The sequence below is a fragment of the Streptococcus sp. HMSC057G03 genome (assembly GCF_001808745.1).
In the GTDB taxonomy this organism is placed as follows: Bacteria; Bacillota; Bacilli; order Lactobacillales; family Streptococcaceae; genus Streptococcus; species Streptococcus parasanguinis_Z.
In genome coordinates, this window is the sequence record NZ_KV794418.1 from 126,212 (window position 1) to 143,763 (window position 17,552).

At 43.1% G+C, this 17,552-nt stretch carries 12 protein-coding genes and 2 pseudogenes; 2 read left to right on the forward strand and 12 right to left on the reverse strand.

The window, feature by feature from the left end:
• Window positions 1–32 precede the first annotated feature (32 nt).
• The 3 genes from HMPREF2686_RS02655 to HMPREF2686_RS02665 are packed head-to-tail and all read right to left on the reverse strand — an operon-like array spanning window position 33 to window position 4,083.
• Window positions 33–1,679, reverse strand: a complete 1,647-nt coding sequence (locus tag HMPREF2686_RS02655) for a hypothetical protein (RefSeq protein ID WP_070449098.1) — start codon at window positions 1,677–1,679, stop codon at window positions 33–35.
• A complete protein-coding gene (locus HMPREF2686_RS02660; RefSeq protein ID WP_070449100.1) occupies window positions 1,669–2,412 on the reverse strand; it encodes an ABC transporter ATP-binding protein in 744 nt (247 codons plus the stop codon). The genes HMPREF2686_RS02655 and HMPREF2686_RS02660 overlap by 11 nt, the downstream gene beginning before the upstream one ends.
• A gap of 39 nt (window positions 2,413–2,451) precedes the next feature.
• Window positions 2,452–4,083: a M20/M25/M40 family metallo-hydrolase gene (locus tag HMPREF2686_RS02665; protein ID WP_070449161.1), complete on the reverse strand. Its 1,632-nt coding sequence runs from the start codon at window positions 4,081–4,083 to the stop codon at window positions 2,452–2,454.
• A 208-nt stretch (window positions 4,084–4,291) separates the two neighbouring features.
• Between HMPREF2686_RS02665 and HMPREF2686_RS02670 the strand changes: the two genes are divergently transcribed.
• Window positions 4,292–5,773: an alpha-amylase gene (locus HMPREF2686_RS02670; protein ID WP_070449101.1), complete on the forward strand. Its 1,482-nt coding sequence runs from the start codon at window positions 4,292–4,294 to the stop codon at window positions 5,771–5,773.
• A 189-nt stretch (window positions 5,774–5,962) separates the two neighbouring features.
• Here the strand turns inward: HMPREF2686_RS02670 and trxA are convergent, their stop codons facing one another.
• The 5 genes and pseudogenes from trxA to HMPREF2686_RS02695 form a co-directional block, all read right to left on the reverse strand.
• Window positions 5,963–6,277, reverse strand: coding sequence for a thioredoxin (trxA, locus tag HMPREF2686_RS02675; protein WP_070449103.1), 315 nt, complete (start codon window positions 6,275–6,277; stop codon window positions 5,963–5,965).
• A gap of 97 nt (window positions 6,278–6,374) precedes the next feature.
• Entirely contained in the window at window positions 6,375–9,404 is a 3,030-nt protein-coding gene (locus HMPREF2686_RS02680) for a CocE/NonD family hydrolase (protein WP_070449105.1), read from the reverse strand.
• 119 nt (window positions 9,405–9,523) lie between these two features.
• Window positions 9,524–11,509, reverse strand: a complete 1,986-nt coding sequence (locus tag HMPREF2686_RS02685; protein ID WP_070449107.1) for a peptide ABC transporter substrate-binding protein — start codon at window positions 11,507–11,509, stop codon at window positions 9,524–9,526.
• A 396-nt stretch (window positions 11,510–11,905) separates the two neighbouring features.
• Window positions 11,906–12,943 (reverse strand): M42 family metallopeptidase, encoded by a 1,038-nt coding sequence (locus tag HMPREF2686_RS02690; protein ID WP_049506597.1) that lies wholly within the window; start codon window positions 12,941–12,943, stop codon window positions 11,906–11,908.
• 550 nt (window positions 12,944–13,493) lie between these two features.
• A pseudogene (locus HMPREF2686_RS02695) lies at window positions 13,494–13,748 on the reverse strand (IS3 family transposase); the annotation flags it as partial.
• Window positions 13,749–14,082: 334 nt separating this feature from the next.
• Here HMPREF2686_RS02695 and gshAB point away from each other — a divergent pair.
• Window positions 14,083–16,347, forward strand: coding sequence for a bifunctional glutamate--cysteine ligase GshA/glutathione synthetase GshB (gene gshAB, locus HMPREF2686_RS02700; RefSeq protein ID WP_070449109.1), 2,265 nt, complete (start codon window positions 14,083–14,085; stop codon window positions 16,345–16,347).
• 120 nt (window positions 16,348–16,467) lie between these two features.
• Here gshAB and HMPREF2686_RS02705 read toward each other — a convergent pair.
• From HMPREF2686_RS02705 to HMPREF2686_RS02715, 4 genes and pseudogenes are all read right to left on the reverse strand, one after another.
• A pseudogene (locus HMPREF2686_RS02705) lies at window positions 16,468–16,851 on the reverse strand (ISL3 family transposase); the annotation flags it as partial.
• A 6-nt stretch (window positions 16,852–16,857) separates the two neighbouring features.
• Window positions 16,858–17,067, reverse strand: a complete 210-nt coding sequence (locus HMPREF2686_RS02710) for a hypothetical protein (protein ID WP_031573799.1) — start codon at window positions 17,065–17,067, stop codon at window positions 16,858–16,860.
• Window positions 17,064–17,237 carry a hypothetical protein gene (locus tag HMPREF2686_RS10510; protein ID WP_158000719.1) on the reverse strand — a complete coding sequence of 58 codons (174 nt, stop codon included), beginning with the start codon at window positions 17,235–17,237 and terminating at the stop codon, window positions 17,064–17,066. The genes HMPREF2686_RS02710 and HMPREF2686_RS10510 overlap by 4 nt, the downstream gene beginning before the upstream one ends.
• A 3-nt stretch (window positions 17,238–17,240) precedes the next feature.
• A complete protein-coding gene (locus tag HMPREF2686_RS02715; protein ID WP_003007809.1) occupies window positions 17,241–17,546 on the reverse strand; it encodes a hypothetical protein in 306 nt (101 codons plus the stop codon).
• Between the last annotated feature and the right edge of the window lie 6 nt (window positions 17,547–17,552).

A 17,552-nucleotide genomic window follows, 5' to 3' on the forward strand; every position in this document is an offset into this window, starting at 1 on the left:
CGAATGACCGATTTCTGTCCCACTCTCTCTTTTTATTCTCCGATCTCTTGGTAGAGAATGCGGATTTTTTTGCGGTAGATGGTGTAGCTGATTCCTGCTCCGATTAACAGGATGATACTATAAAGGATCACAGCAAGTAGGGTGCTGACGGAATGATAGGTCCAAATGAAGCTAACAATGATCAAGAGAAACATCACAAAGATAAAGACAATCAATAGGATAGACTGAAGAACTGCATTCCCACGATGACGGGTCATCAACTCTGTAATATTGGTCCAATTGGTACTAAAATTTTGAAAATCTTTGACATAGTCTCCAATGCAGATCGGAATGGTCGTTACAACCCAGATCAGCAACATGGCAAGGATGGCCAAGGGATGCACGCCAAAATAGAGACAAACACCAACCAGAAGAAGGACAGGAAGGATGGATTGCACCAGATAGAGCAACCAAAACTTCATAAAGAGATAGCGCTTGAAATCAATAGGGAGCGATCTCAAGTACTCAAAGTTTTCACGCTCCAGCGAAATACCGATACTGGTCAAGCCTCCAAAACTATTGAAAACACCGATCAAGAAGGCAACAAGGGCCAGTGGCACCAGATACTGGGGTGTCAAGTAAGGACTGAGGCCGCCGATATTTTTCGATGCTCCTGCTGCTCCACTAAGTAAGAAAATGTAAGGCAGAATACTCATCATCAAGAGGACTTGCACCATAAGGGTTCCATCGCTCAAGAGTCTGCGATGATACTGAATGACAAATCGTCTAAAGGAGTCTTTCTGACCAACATGGAGCACTTTCACGCGCTCTTTAACGGTTTGGTTAGTCGCTACTGCAAGGGCCGCATCATAAAACTGCGGGATCACGATTTTACGAACCAGGCCGATCAAGACCAGAAGGACCAGGATCCAGCCCAGAAGGCCAAGGATCGCTTCTCCATCAAAAGGATGGAGGATGAACTGATGAAAGGCCGTAAAAGGTGGAAATAGAATGGGAATATCTGCGCCACCCGACACTTCTACCCGATGGGTTTGGACTAGATTCAGATAGAGATAAGCTCCTAGACTCAGAAGAGAACCAATTCCGACCATGATGTTGGAGACCAGGGTCGTGTGTTTTTTGAAAAACAAGGTCTTGGTGATCAAATGAGCTAGTAAGATCGTCGCTAAAAAGAGAACGCCTAAGAGAATTAAGGCACAAAAGAGGCCTAGCAGGATCCCTAACGGATTGAAGCCGCCTGCTTGGACAGGCAGGATCAGAAAATAGCTGACCAAGGGAAGGATAGCCATGAGAAGAGTCAGGATGACCGAGATACTCTTTCCAGCAATGACTTCCGCATCTGAGAAGGCATAGGGCCTATAAAACTGGAGGTCCTTGCTTTCATAAAAGACATTGTAAAAGCTCATAAAGCCTTGGGAAATGGTCATCAAGGAAAAGAGGGCGACCATATTGACAAAGAAGGCTGGTTGATGGACAAAATCATAGATACTAAAGAGCAAGCCAAATATGACAAAATAGACCAATCCTAAAAAGAGGTAGTTGAGCACCGATTTACGGGCAACATTGAGTTTGACGTCCGGTTTTTTGGCCTGTTTGGCACGTAATTTTGCGATCTGAGCAGGCTGACTGGCATAGATGATATTAACATTGACCAGCTGCTGGATGATCTTAAGACGCATGACCGCCACCTTCTTCCTTCCGCCCCGCTAAGCTGAGATAGATACTTTCCAGACTTTGTTCGGGGTGCTGGCCCTTTAATTCCTCGATCGTCCCATAGAAAATGAGATTTCCTTTTTTGAGAATGGCGATTTTATCACAGAGTTGTTCAGCTACTTCTAAGACGTGGGTAGAGAAAATAACTGTCTTGCCCCGATCCGCATGCTGGCGCATCATTTGTTTTAAATCGTAAGAAGCCTGCGGGTCCAAACCAGTCATCGGTTCGTCCAAGACCCAGATATCTGGATCTGACAAAAGGGCTGCAATGACGAAGACCTTCTGGCGCATCCCATGTGAAAAGGATTCAATCACTTCATAGCGGTGGCTCTGAAAATCAAAGATCCTTAGAAGCTCCTCTAAGCGATGGTCACAGTCTTTTTGACTCATATCATAAGAAGTCGCAACCAACTCCCAGAATTCATTGGCTGTGAGACGCAAGAAAAGATCTGGCGAATCTGCCACATAACCGATCTTCTTTTTGATCGCAAGCCGATTGCTATAGAGGTCCTGACCATCCACTTCAATCGATCCAGTGGTTGGGGTGATGACACTGACCAGGCTCTTAATCGTCGTTGACTTACCGGCTCCGTTGTGGCCAATCAAGCCGACAATTTGCCCATCCTCGATGGTCAGATCCAAGTGGTTGAGGGCAATATGCCCATCGTAATCTTTGGTAACTCCGTGAAATGTAATCATGCTAACTCCCTAATTGATCCTCATTGGGACCGTTTTTTCTTATTCTGTTGATAAGCGATCATCGAAATGGTAGAGCAATTCTAGCAGATAGTTTGGAATGGTCTCCAAGAAGTCTTCTTTGTAGACCCGCTCTCCTCGCTTATGCAATTCTTTACCCCATGGTCCTAGATTAACTGCCGGAACCTGAATTTGGGCAATTTTTTCCAGATCCAGATCATAGACCTGGGCTGGTGTGGCTAGGCTATCTAGGACGACTTGATAAGAAGCCACATCCTTTTCCAAGGCACAATAACTGGTGTCGTTAATCCCCATAAAGTATTCTTCGACTTTTAAGCGGTAACCTCTTGTGTCCAGATACTCGCGGTAATCAGTGATGAGGGACACGATATTGAAATCGGTATTGTCTAAAAAGCGGCAATTCATGGAAGGATAATATGGGGGCGCAAAACCGATGACCACCATGGGATCTTTATCTCCGAGAAACTCAAGGAGTCGCTGGATTTGCTGGATTGCAAGGCTCTGGTAACTGGTCCCATTACGAAAATCGTGCTCCGCTTTTTGATTAGAAGCTTCTCTAAAGGCTTGGTAGCCCTCTAAAGCTTGGCATTGTTCCTCTAGTTCTTGATAGGTGATGACTCTTGGCCTTGCAATCATATGGTCTTGCCCAGCCTGATCCTGCAAGTGTTCATACTTCTTGTAAAAGGTATCCAAGGCCTCCTGACTAAGCTCATAAATCCGCTGTAGGAGCTCTTTGGGTGTTTTCTTCAAATGCAGCACACTGAAATAACCAGCCGCATAGAGCACGGTCGATACATCGTACTGGTCCTTCATATCTCTGAGATAGGACCAAGAAGGAAGGGGAGACGTTTCCCCCAGCGCCTGATCTGTCAGATCGGGATGAAGATCTAGCTGGCTTGCGATGGCCACTAAGAGCGACAAGGCATTGATCCCTTTAAGAGGCTCCTTCATATGGGATAAGACACCTTGCGCCACAACGACTGGCATGAGCTTACCCACTGTGCCAATGTGAAGGACTTTTTCTTTTTCTAGATCCGATTCAAAGGGCTCCGAATCTACTGCTAATACATAATTCAGATCAAAGGTTTCCTGCAAATCTGTGAGGAGGCCCAAAGCTCCCCGCATCCCACGTGAATAGGATTCCTCGTCTCCAACAGAAAGATAGAGCAGATTGACCTGACCTTCTGAGGGGTCTGCTGCATAGGCTTCCAGAACCCCCAATTGAAGGGCTAGGGCTGCTTTCATATCGCAAGATCCTCTGCCAAATTTCCAATCCCCAGAAGCTAAATCTTCCTGCATATCTGGACGTCTATCCAGTGTTTTCAAGGCTTCTGCTACTTTATCAGAATCGAGTGCGATTTCCGACAAGTTTCCATAGTCTTCTAAATCGACTGTATCATGGTGGTGGAAAAGGATCACTGTTTTTTTCTTGCCCTTATCAACCAAGGCCCAATTGACCGACCGATGCAAGTGATCCTGTGGCACCTGGTAGCGCCCAAAATGGTCCGGATGTTCCTTGAAATAAGGGATCTGGGCAATCCGTTGATCCAGGTAGGCTTCGATCCCTTGCTCGGTCTCAGTGTTGGTAAAGCTTGGAATCGCCAAGGCTTCGGTAAAAATCGTTTCGATGCTCTCTCTATTGGTGGTTTTCACTTTCAAACCAATCCTCCTTTGATATGATCAAACTATAAAATGAATAGAAATATATGTATCAGACTGATATTTCTACGTAAATAAAATGCTACTTTTTATATTCTCACTTCATTTCTTTCATGTATGCGATTTCTTTTCTAGAAAGGGCTTGCTTCCAGCGCAAAAGTTTGTCGCATCCAACTATTTTTGGTAAAATAGGAACATTCACATGAAAGAAGAAATAACAATGGAAAATCAAACCTTAATGCAATATTTTGAGTGGTATTTGCCCGCTGATGGGAACCACTGGACGCGTCTTGCTGAAGATGCGCAACACTTAGCAGACTTGGGTATTCGTAAAGTCTGGATGCCACCTGCCTTTAAAGCTACATCTAACAATGACGTTGGGTACGGAGTCTATGACCTCTTTGATTTGGGCGAGTTCGATCAAAAAGGAACGGTTCGTACCAAATACGGTTTCAAAGACGATTATCTTCAAGCCATTCAAGCCCTCAAAGATGCAGGGATTCAACCAATGGCCGATGTCGTTCTTAACCACAAAGCTGCTGCAGATGGTTTAGAAGAATTCGAGGTCGTTGAGGTCGATCCGATGGATCGAAACAAGATCCTTACCGAACCTTTCACCATTCAAGGATGGACCAAATTCACCTTTGATGGCCGAAATGGCGCCTATAATGACTTCCACTGGCATTGGTACCATTTCACCGGTACGGACTACGATGCTTCACGTAATAAAAGTGGGATCTACCAGATCCAAGGGGACAACAAAGGTTGGGCCCATGGAGATCTGGTTGACAAGGAAAACGGAAACTACGATTACCTCATGTACGCCGATATCGATTTCAAACATCCCGAGGTTGTAGAAAATCTCGACCAATGGGCTGAATGGTTTATCGAAACAACAGGGGTTGAGGGATTCCGTCTGGATGCAGTCAAACACATTGACTCCTTCTTTATGAAGAATTTCATCCACAATATCACCAAAAAATATGGTGAAGATTTCTACGTCTTTGGTGAATTTTGGAACGGGGACACAGAAACCAACGATGAGTACTTGGAAAGCATTGACTACTTATACGACTTGATCGATGTGGCCCTCCACCAAAATCTCTTCCGAGCTAGTCAAGAAGGTGAAAATTTCGACCTTCGAACTATTTTTGACGGAACACTAGCGCTCAATCATCCTGAACAGGCCGTAACCTTTGTGGACAACCATGATACCCAACGAGGGCAAGCCTTGGAATCTACCATCCAAGAATGGTTTAAGCCTGCAGCCTATGCCTTGATCTTACTTCGTGAAGCTGGTTTGCCTTGTGTCTTCTATGGAGACTACTACGGTATCGAGGGCCAATTTGCGCAAGAAAGTTTCCAAGGGGTCCTCGATCGACTCTTATGGGTTCGTAAAGATCTGGCCTATGGGGAAGAAACGGACTACTTCGATGATCCTAATTGCATCGGTTGGACACGTTCAGGTTCAGAAGAATCAGCACCAATCGCCTGCTTGATTTCCAATAACCAAGCTGCTACAAAAGTCATGGAGATCGGCTCATCCTACGCAGGCCTCACCTACTATGATGTACTAGAAAATTGTAGCGAAACCGTCCAAGTCCAAGAAGACGGTACTGCTGAATTCCCAGTGGCAGAACGTTCCGTCAGTGTCTGGGTAGCCCAAGATACAGAGGGGCAATAACCTTTATATGTAATTTTCTCCTAGGATCTACACCTTCCTAGGAGAATTTTTTCCTGTAAAAATTTTATAGGAAATACAGCTTCATTTTAGCACTATAAGAAAGCGCTGTCAATGGGTATCGCGTCTATTTGAAAGAAATAAAGAGCATCAAAAAAACTCGTTTTCCGGTTTGGAAAACGAGTCTTCTTTTTAGCTCAATTCTGCAATGATTTCTTTCAATTGGGCTTTCGTATGAACTCCAGCCACTTGTTTGACAACTTGTCCATCTTTTTTAAAGAGAAGAGTTGGAATCGACATGATACCGAATTGACGCGCTGTATTTGGATTTTCATCGACATCCATCTTACAGATTTTCAAATCATCTTCATGTACTTCTTCTGCCAACTGATCCAAGATTGGAGCTTGCATGCGGCATGGACCGCACCAAATTGCCCAAAAGTCAATCAAGACAAGGCCTTGGCTGGTTTCTTGTTCAAAAGTTGCATCTGTGATTATGTGTGCCATATTTCCTCCTTTTTCAGTAGTGACTACTGATTCTGCATTTCTACTTTTATTTTACACTAAAAGATGCCATTTTAGAAATATTTGCTACGGGGAGTCCTTAGGCATCTTCTCTCTTTTTGCGCCAAAAGATGAAGCTAGAAGCTGTTAGGCTGATCACCCCTAAGAGACCCAGAGAATGGTCTTTGCTCCCTGTTTGAGGAAGCGTATGGTCTACCTGCTCTCCTCCTACTGCAGGTGTCACTTCTTGAGTATCTTCTGCCAATCCATATGAAACAAATTTAGGGCCATAGGATACAGCTAGTGTATGATGAGGTTTCTCTTGTCTTGCTGATCCTGTTTGCATCTGTTGTTCTTTTTCAGGAAGAGTTTGGCTTGATTGGACACGGTGTTCTGGAGTTGGAAGCCTATATTCTTCTTTGTAGTGCACTTCTGGAGCGACTAGAGTAGCACCTTCAACTTCTGGTAAATTCGCATAGTTTGTATCTGTTGCACTCGGTACATAGGCTGCTTTTTGGGCGCGGGTCTTTTCGACAATTGGAATCGCTGCCTGGATAGAATCTGTCTTAAAGGTTACTTCATAGGGATGCTCCACCGTTAAATCAGACGGGTCATAGGTGTTAAAGACTAGGGCTAACTTGTGACCTTTCTTAACCGTATAAAGATTTGGTTGGAGATAAACGGTGTAATCGTGGTATTCACCAACTTTTGGCTCGATGCTAGCGCGAGAGCTTGCTGAATCGTAGCCAGACTCAGGGTTCGCAAGGTTGATCCAGCCTTTCGCAATCACCTTGTACTTGGTCTTGATGGTTTCGTATTCGGCAACAGATAGGTTGCTTAAATTGCTTCCCATCCAGAAAGCGTCTGCCGTTTTATCTTGCTTGACGCTACCATTTCCTACCACGTCAAAGTCCTCATCTGCCACATCTACCAAGAGGGCGTTGATTTGGAAATTCTTTCCTTGACCCTTGGCAAGAGCTGCCTTGAAATGAACAGGGATGTGGCCCTTGATCGTAGTGTCCTCAGTAACATCAGAAACGAAGGTCAGATTGGCCTTAGAGGAGGCTTTGCTGACAGTTTCATTACGGTTAGCGATCTCAACACCTGCAGCCGCATAATCACTAGAAATGGTTTCTTCTAGACGTTTCGAGCTTGCATTCAAGAAGAGACGTTGACTGCTCTTCCAGTTATCATAGCTGGTCCACTTGCTTGGATCATAGTTGTTTTGAGCTAGGACCGCTGGCAAGCTTTCGACGTGATTGTCCACTCCGTAGAGGTAATGGGTCAGCCAGGTATTGAGCAGGTCATAAAAGTCCTGACCATTGGCGGTGATGCCGTATCCCCGTGACATAGCCGCTGGATAGACGTGATCTCCTTGGTGGAGATAGAGCTTGACATCTTGGCCTGCTTTCTTGAGGGCATCGTACATGAGTTCAAAGTGTTTGGTCTTGACATTGTCATCATTCAAGCCATGGACGATCAGGGCGCTGGTCTTGAGATTTTCCGGATGAAGGGTATAATCCCGCTCCTTCCAGACATCACTGTAGTTACGATCATGGGCGTACTGGTCCTTGTTCAATTGGTTGATGTAGTTGGAATAGTTTTGCCAAATCCCTGCCCAGTCGTCTTGGTCCAGCATCCGCGTGCTAACGTAGAGGGATAGCCATGAAAGATCACTATAAGGCGCATTGCCAAACTGGGTTCCTTGGCTATTGAAATAATCATACCAAGAGGCAATCCCTGCTGCTGGAACGATGGTCTTTAGGCCTTCTACGCCTGTCGCTGCCACACCAAAGGTCGTGGTTCCAGCCCAGGAGAGACCGGTCATAGCGACATTGCCTGTTGCCCAGTCTGCCTTGATTTCAACATTGCTAGTCTTATCGGTGTAGGCCTTGCGTTTGCCATTGACCCACTCGATGATATTCTTGAAGGCATTGATTTCGAGATCAGAACCTGTGGTGTTAAATCCTTCTGATCCCTTGGTACCAAGTCCCGCACTCGAGATAAAGGCATAGCCTCTGACCAAGAAATAGTCGTACCAGTTCAGATCTTCGTAGTCATAGATATACTCGTAGGGACTGTAGTAATACCAATCCGATGCCTTGGCTTTTTTGGCTGCTTCTACTGTTGTTTCACTGCTTACTGGCTGTCTCTTTGCAGGTTGGCTGTGCAGTTTCTTCATGTCATAGCTACCGTCCGTTGGAAGCCCCAAACTTTCGAGGGTCACGTAGTTTTCATCAAGCGTCCCCGCTACGTAAGGGCGCGCTTCCAGAATAGTGGCTGCCTTAAAATCACCTTGCGCTACTGCTTTTGGTAGTTGAACAATGGCTTTGACTAAGTCAGGCTTGCCATCTGCGTCGGTGTCGTAGTCCGTTTCGACATAGACAGGGAAGCGTACAATTTGGCTGTCTTCATATTTGTAGTCTTGGTCTGCTTTTTCTCCCGTCGTATAAGGGAAAATCGGCTGGGCACGACCATTTAAAAAGAGCGGGCTTTTCTTTTCAGCCCGGTAGGCATCGTAGAGTTTCTTAGCTGTTTCATACATCTTGGCCAATTCTGGCTGACTAACCTTACGAGTCAAATCTTCTGATTTTTCAATCAAGCCTAAACTCTTGGCAAAGCGTTCGCGATCTGCTTGGCTTTGGCCCAATTGGCTAGGATCTGTTGCTGCCCATTGAAGCAAGCCATTAACAGCATCTTGGACCGTCAACTCTTTAGGGGCCTGATCAGCTGCAAGGGTGCTACCTGTAACCTTTGCTAAATCATTACTTGTTGCCGGAGCTTCTGAACTGGGAGCAGATTGAGGTGCAGCTTCCCTGTTGGTTGTTGCTGGACTTGCTACTGGGACCGTAGGCTCACTTTGTCTTGTGTGTTCTTCTGTAGCAGGGGCTACTTGATTTGCAACTGCCGTCCGATCCAGCGATGCCTCACTCAAGCTCGCTCCTTCTTCACTAGAGCTAGTACTTGTGTCACGTGCTGTCGGTGTTGCTTCAGTAGATGGAGCATGGACCACTTCTGTCGATGGAGCTAACTCTTCTGTCTGCTCATCTGCTGCTGCTACTTGATGCAAGACCATCGGTGCGATCAATAAACTTGATGCGACAATGGAAACCATTGTTTTCTTTTTCATGTCAGTCTCCTAACTTTTTGTAATCAACACTCCCATTATACTATGTAAGCGTTTTAAGATCAAACAGATATTCATCTGATCCACAAAAAAACCGAGGCATCAGCCTCGGTTATCGATCCTTATTTAACGTGTTTCTTAAGATCTTCTTGTGCTTTTTTATTTGACTCTGCTTGTTCTTTTTGCCATTTTTCAAGGGCTTTGTTGTAATCAGCACTTGTCACAGCTTTGTCTTGGAGTTTCATTCCTTTGTAGATCACGTGGTCTTTTCCTTTACCACCAGTCCATGCAAATGGAGCTGAGAATGGTTCGATACGTGTCAAGAATGGACGTCCAGTTGATGAAGAAGTTGGCATAACAAGGGCGCTATCAGTCAACCAAGCTTGCGCAGCCGCATATTTTTCATAGCGTTTGTTGACGTCTTGTGTTTCTGCACCAGCATCTTTGATCATCTTTTCAAAGTCGTACAGACCAACTTTTTTAGCTGCTTCATTGTTTTCACTTGGGTCAAATCCAAGGAAAGTCTTAGTATTTTCACCAGATGAAGCTTTCAAGATATCCATGTAAGTTGATGGGTCTTGGTAGTCAGGGCTCCATCCAACATTATCAGAGAGATCCCAGTCTTCGCCAGCCGCATTTGGTGCAAAGAGGGTCACATTTTGAAGGTCTTCTTTCGAAAGCATTTGGATATCGATGACGACATTTTCTTTACCAAGCGCTTCTTCAACTGATTGTTTGAAAGATTGCACCCGTTGAACTCTTGATGGAGTGGTTTGGTCCACAGGCATATCGATGTGAATTGGGAATTTCACACCATCTGCTTCCAAGGCAGTCTTCGCTTTTGCAAACTCTTCCTTCGCTTTCTTCGCATCGAAGAGACCGTTTTGACCATCATCTAGTTTAGTAGATTTCCACTCATCTCCATAGGTATCCAATTGTGTTTTCACCATTTCACCGAAGGTCTTGCCATCAGCTTGGACAAATGTTGGTGGAATGTAGAGGTTACGGATGATCTTGCTTGCTCCGTCTTTTCCGTTCAATTGAGCAGCATAAGCTTCACGATTGAAGGCAAAGCTGATCGCTTGACGGAAGTCCTTGTTCAAGAGGGCTTTCTTAGTAGATTGTTTTTCTTCATCGGTCTTCTTAGCTGTGTGTTTGTAAGATTGACGGTCGATGTTGGTACCAATGACATAAGAAGCAGCATCTTGAGGAGTGTAGGTGATTTCGTCTTTAAATTCTTTGGCTTGCTCTGAGTAACCAGATCCAGTTGGGAAAAGTTTTGCCAAGCTAAGAGCATTTTCACCGAATGATTTGGCCAATTTACTTTGGTCTTGTCCATCGTAGAATTCCAATTTTACATCTGAGACGTAGACCTTGTCTTTATCCCAGTAGTTTTCATTCTTAGTCATTTCGATAGAAGATTTTGAAGTAAAGCTCTTCAAGATGTAAGGACCATTGTAAAGAAGGGAGCTAGTATCACTTGCTTGAGCGAATTTATCCCCTTTTGATTTTACGAATTTTTCGTTGACAGGGAAAGTGATCCCAAGTGTCAATTTAGAGTTCCAGTAAGATTCTGGTTGGTTCAAAGTGATTTGAAGGGTATGATCATCAACTGCTTTTACTCCTACAGCTGAGAAATCTTTATTTTTGCCACTGACGTAGTCATTCAAGCCTTTGATAGAATCTTGGATGATGTAGAGCATTTCTGATTTGTTATCAGCCGCATATTTGATTCCTGTGACGAAATCTTTAGCTGTTACATCTGCATACTCTTCGCCTTCTGAATCATACCATTTGGCATCATCACGAAGTTTATAAGTATAAGTCAAGCCATCTTGCGAAACTGTCCAATCTTTTGCAAGAGATGGAATCAAGTTCCCGTATTTATCATTTTCAAACAAACCATCAATCAAGTTTCCAGTGATATCGTGGGTTGCTGCTTTACCAGATGTGATATAGTTTAGGTTTTCTGGCTCAGTCTCATAGACATATGAGAATTTTTGACCGTTGCTTGAGCTAGATGATTTAGAACCACCCGAACAAGCTGCTAGGATACCTGCTGAAAGGAGGGCAACTCCCGCAAGTGCAATGACATTTCTTTTTTTCATGTAAAACTCCTTAAGAAATTTTAAGTTTATTTTAAGATTATACCACAAAGATTTTCAGAAGAAAAGAATTTTCAGAAAATTTTAGTTTATAAAAAAACTACTCCGGAGAGTAGTTATCAATTTAACTTTAAGACTTATTTGAGACTTTCCTTAGGTGAGTACGGACGTCAGCGAACTTCGAAGAAGTTCCATGACTTAGTTTTGAACCTAAAGTTCCAAAACTCCCGAGTGCTTGAAATGATTCTATTTCAAGCACTTTTCTCACAGCAGAAAGTCTCAGTTTTGATTTGAAAAACTATAAGGACTAGATATTTTATAAAAAAATTTCTTATGTTATTTTCTAAGAAAAAACATTGTTTTCTTTCTAAAAATAGTTCACAAAAGTAGATCCAATTTTTAATCTACCAAGTCGCTCTTGAGGTAGGCATCGACCATGCGCTCTGTTGCGACTACAGAATCCAAGTGGGTCCGCTCATATGAGTGGCTAGATTCGATTCCTGCCCCGAGAAGAGCGTGTTTGACTTCTGCTCCAGCACTCATGGCTGCAGAGGCATCTGATCCATAGAAAGGATAGATATCCAACTTATAAGGGATTTCTTGGGCTTTTGCAAGAGCTACCAAATGCTGACGGAATTCGTAGTGATACGGTCCAGAAGCGTCTTTGACACAGATGGATACCGTGTATTCATCTGTCGCTTGGTCATCTCCCATAGCTCCCATGTCCACTGCCAAGTATTCGACCACTTCAGCTGGAATACTAGAATTAGCCCCATGCCCCACTTCTTCAAAGACTGAAAAGGCAAAGGTGGTCGTTACTGGCAGTTGGATCTGCTCTTCCTTGTACACGCGCAGAAGATTCAAGAGAATCGCTGCACTCACCTTGTCATCTAAGTGACGAGATTTGATAAAGCCGGTGTCTGTTACAATTGTCCGTGGATCAAAGCTGACAAAGTCCCCCACTTCAATACCAAGGGCACGGGTTTCTTTTTCGTTGGTCACTTTTTCATCCAAACGGACTTCCATATTATCCTGGGTCCGCTCGACAGTTCCCGCATCCTTGTAGACGTGGCAAGAAGTCTGATGGACCAAAATTGTCCCCGAATGGGTCTTTCCTGTATTGGCTACATGGACTGTACAATTTTCCCCTTCAATCATATTCCAAGGGAAACCACCGATACGGTCTAGCTTGAGCCGACCATCTGCTTTCACAGCGCGGACAATAGCCCCCAAGGTGTCCACATGGGCTGTGACGTAGCGTTGCTTGTCTGTGATCACACCAGGAACGGTCACATTCACGCCTCCCTTAGCAGTCCGAGTTACTTCGTACCCAAAGCCTTCAATGGTTTTGACCAAATAGTCTGCGATCTCACGTGTAAAACCGGTCGGTGAAGGAATGGCTGTCAATTCCTGCAAATAAGTCACTGTCTGATTCATAATGCCTCCAAATGTGTTTTTCTTTATTCTAGCATGAAATAGGTGGAATAGCTAGAGGAGAGATTCCAGGTTAGCGTTTTTCAACTCTTCCCGTACTTGCATTAGGAGAAAGCCAGAGTTCTATTTATATTTTCAACACATTTTGGGAGAGATTCATCTAGTGCACCTAAAATAAAAAAAGAAACTTGTCCACAACTAACGGTGTCTAAACAAGTTCCACGCAGGCTATTTCAATGGTGATACATAATTATCAGGATAAAATATGATGTAATTTTTGACAATATCTGTTAGACTATCTTCAGTTATGTTTCTCCACTTATGGAGATAGAAGGTTTCAGACTTGAGAACAGAGTGAAACCATTCGATACAGCCATTATCTGCTATTTCGCCTCTTTTCTGAGAATTCTTACACTCCTGTTTCCAGCGATAAAGGTGGAGCGTTTGACGCCGAAACATTCTAAAATAATCGATACAGGGCACGTTTTCTTATACTCTTCTACTAGCTTGATAAGACTTACTTTGTCGATTCTCTTATCAAGCTCTGATACTTTTTTAGTAATTCTACCTGCAAACGTAACTGTTCCACTTCAGATAACTGTTTCATCCCATTACCATAAGTATATTGTTTCCCCACGGGTTGGTGGAAACGGTACAATTCATCATTCTGATACCATCGCAACCAGTTCTTGGCCTGACTAGCATTTTTGATACTGAGGGTATCCATGATAACTTTATTTGATTTGCCTGCCTTCTTCATTTCGATACAGGCTAACTTAGTTTCTACCGAATATGCTTTTTTGACCATAACAAAACACTCCTGTTTCTAGTTTACCAGATTTCAACAGGAGTGTTTTCTTGTGTCTCATTTTATGGGTGCAGTGCCGACCCTAGGGATTCTTTCGTTCTCATATATACGTCATTAGTATAGGCTAATTTGATTTAAATTCCAAGAGAAATAACATTTTACATAAAAATCAGTGGGTATTTTACAATTTTTCCATATAATATAGCTAAAAAACAACTGGTTTTAAGAATTCTTATCTGAAACATTCGGAAATTTCCCTTAACCGTAGCGGAAAGTTGTTTTCTTCTCCTATTTATAATAGACTATCACTAACATTAGATGAAAAGGTGACTCTATGACTATAAATCAACTGCTTCAAAAGCTGGAGCCTACTAGCCCTATCCTTCAAGCTAACTTTGGAATTGAACGCGAAAGTCTTCGTGTCGATAGACAGGGAAAATTAGCACATACGCCTCACCCTTCCTGCCTAGGAGCTCGAAGTTTCCACCCTTATATTCAAACAGATTTTTGTGAGTTTCAGATGGAACTCATCACACCAGTTGCTAAATCTACCACTGAGGCTCGTCGATTTCTTGGAGCCATTACCGATGTAGCTGGACGTTCCATCAGTAAAGATGAACTTCTCTGGCCCTTGTCCATGCCTCCTCGTATCAACGCCCAAGAAATCCAAGTTGCCCAACTGGAAAATGAATTTGAACGCCATTATCGTAACTACCTGGCCGAAAAATACGGAACTAAACTACAAGCTATCTCAGGTATCCACTATAATATGGAACTAGGGAAAGATTTGGTTGAAGCCCTATTCCAAGAAAGTGACCAGATTGATATAATTGCTTTCAAAAACGCCCTCTATCTTAAGCTGGCTCAAAACTACTTGCGCTATCGTTGGGTGATTACCTATCTTTTTGGGGCTGCACCTATTGCTGAGCAAGGATTCTTCGACCAAGAAGTTCCAGAACCTGTGCGTTCCTTCCGTAACAGTGACCACGGCTATGTCAATAAGGAAGAAATACAAGTATCTTTTGCAAGCCTAGAAGACTATGTCTCTGCCATCGAAAACTATATCGAACAAGGTGATTTGATTGCGGAAAAGGAATTTTACTCGGCTGTTCGTTTCCGTGGACAAAAGGTTAATCGCTCCTTCCTTGACAAGGGAATCACCTACCTAGAATTCCGTAACTTCGACCTCAACCCCTTTGAGCGTATCGGTATTAGCCAAACTACCATGGATACCGTACACCTACTCCTTCTAGCCTTCCTCTGGCTGGATGCCCCTGAAAATGTTGATCAGGCTCTGGCTCAAGGTCACGCGCTGAATGAAAAAATTGCCCTCTCTCATCCTTTAGAACCTCTACCTTCTGAAGCTGAAACTCAGAACATTACGACAGCTCTAGACCAACTGGTGCAACATTTTGGGCTTGGTGACTATCATCAAGGGCTGGTCAAACAAGTTAAAGATGCCTTTGCAGATTCCAGTCAGACACTAGCTGCTCAACTTCTTCCTCATATCAAAGACAAGTCCCTTTCTGACTTTGCCCTTGACAAGGCGCTTGCCTATCATGATTACGACTGGACTGCCCACTATGCCCTTAAGGGTTATGAGGAGATGGAACTTTCTACCCAGATGCTGCTCTTTGATGCCATTCAAAAAGGGCTTCATTTTGAAATCCTAGATGAGCAGGATCAATTCCTTAAACTCTGGCATAAAGATCATGTTGAGTACGTCAAAAATGGTAACATGACCTCAAAAGACAACTATGTAGTTCCTCTTGCCATGGCTAATAAAACCGTGACCAAAAAAATCCTGGCTGATGCTGGCTTCCCTGTCCCTGCCGGCGACGAATTTACCAGTCTAGAACAAGGTCTAGCCTACTATCCTCTTATCAAGGGCAAGCAAATTGTGGTTAAACCAAAATCAACCAACTTCGGTCTGGGCATTTCCATTTTCCAAGAGCCTGCCAGCCTTGATAACTATAAGAAAGCTCTCGAGATTGCCTTTGAAGAAGATACAGCTGTTCTTGTTGAAGAATTTATCCCAGGAACCGAATACCGTTTCTTCATTCTGGACGGGCGTTGTGAGTCTGTCCTCCTTCGTGTCGCTGCTAATGTTGTCGGTGATGGCAAACACACCATTCGTGAATTAGTCGCTCAGAAAAATGCCAATCCATTGCGAGGCCGTGACCACCGCTCACCTCTGGAAATCATTAAGCTAGGAGACATCGAACAATTGATGTTGACTCAGCAAGGTTATGCACCTGATGATATTCTCCCAGAAGGGAAAAAGGTCAATCTCCGCCGTAACTCCAACATTTCTACGGGTGGTGACTCTATTGATGTCACTGAGACAATAGATTCCTCTTACCAAGAATTGGCAGCAGCTATGGCAACTAGCATGGGGGCCTGGGCTTGCGGGGTTGACCTCATCATTCCAGATAAAACTCAGCCTGCTAGCAAGGAAAAACCTCATTTCACTTGTATCGAGCTCAACTTCAATCCCGCTATGTATATTCACACCTATTGTGCTGAAGGTCCTGGACAAGCTATCACTCCAAAAATTCTAGACAAGCTTTTTCCAGAAGTTGCCACAAGTCAAACCTAAAACCTAATTCTTAGGAACAAACAAATCACCTTTATCTCGATGATATGATACCTCTTAAGTAGACAAGGTAAATACCTAAAATCTACGGCTTTTTGTCAACTTTAGTGGGTTGAAGAAAAGCTAAGCTCGAGAAAGGACAAATTTCGTCCTTTCTTTTTTGATATTCAGAGCGATGAAAATTCGCTTCTTGAAGTTTTCAAAGTTCCGAAAACCAAAGGCATTGCGTTTGATAAGTTTGATGAGATTATTAGTCGCTTCCAATTTTGCGTTGGAATAGGATAACTGAAGGTCATTGATGATTTTCCCTTTGTCCTTTAGAAATGTTTTAAAGACAGTCTGAAAAAGAGAATGAACCTTCTTTATATTGTCTTCAATGAGTCCAAAAAATTTCTCTGGTTCCTTATTCTGAAGGTGAAAAAGCAAGAGCTGATAGAGATTATAGTGGTATTTCAAGTCTTCTGAATAGCTCAAAAGCTTGTCTAGGATTTCTTTATTGCCTAAATTGTCAAATTAAGTTAGACTTTTCAAGTAACTCAGAAAAACTTGGTAGGGTGATTGAAATAGTTCTAATGGTAATTCATAGACTACCCTCTGTTCAGCTATTCCTCCTTCATCAGTAACAAAAAAATATTTCTCATGATGTCGCCAAATATGTTGTCCATAACCTTTTATTTCCTCAAACTTACTAACTTCTTCCCAGCCTAGTTTACTATATTTCATGTATGTTCTCCTCTTTGGGTACTAATATCTTTCATGATGCCTTCTGGCATATTTCCTGGGAAGGTTTGTCCTCCTGGTTTCCAAAAATCTTCAAAAGCAGATGCTTCATTTTCGCTTGGAATTCTTGTATGAGATTGATGAAATGCTTCTAATTTTAAAATTTGATGCATTTACTATGATTCCAAGTTTTCTATTTGATTTAAAAGCTCCCATAATCTATTATTGTAGGCTTCAATTTCTTCATTAATTTTTAGTCGTTCCAAATAATCATTCTTCCAAACAAAAAAGTCTGATAGACCTCCTCTTGGAGGATAAAGGATATCTTTAATTTCTCTTATTGTAGGGAGTGAGTCACCATTTTCCAATGCACATTCTAATCCTTGTAAAAATGAAATTTGTACATGAATTGTCCCATCATTGTATTGATTTAATAGTGGTAATATTAATTTGATATTATCTAATAATTCTTTTCGTTTCATTTCTTT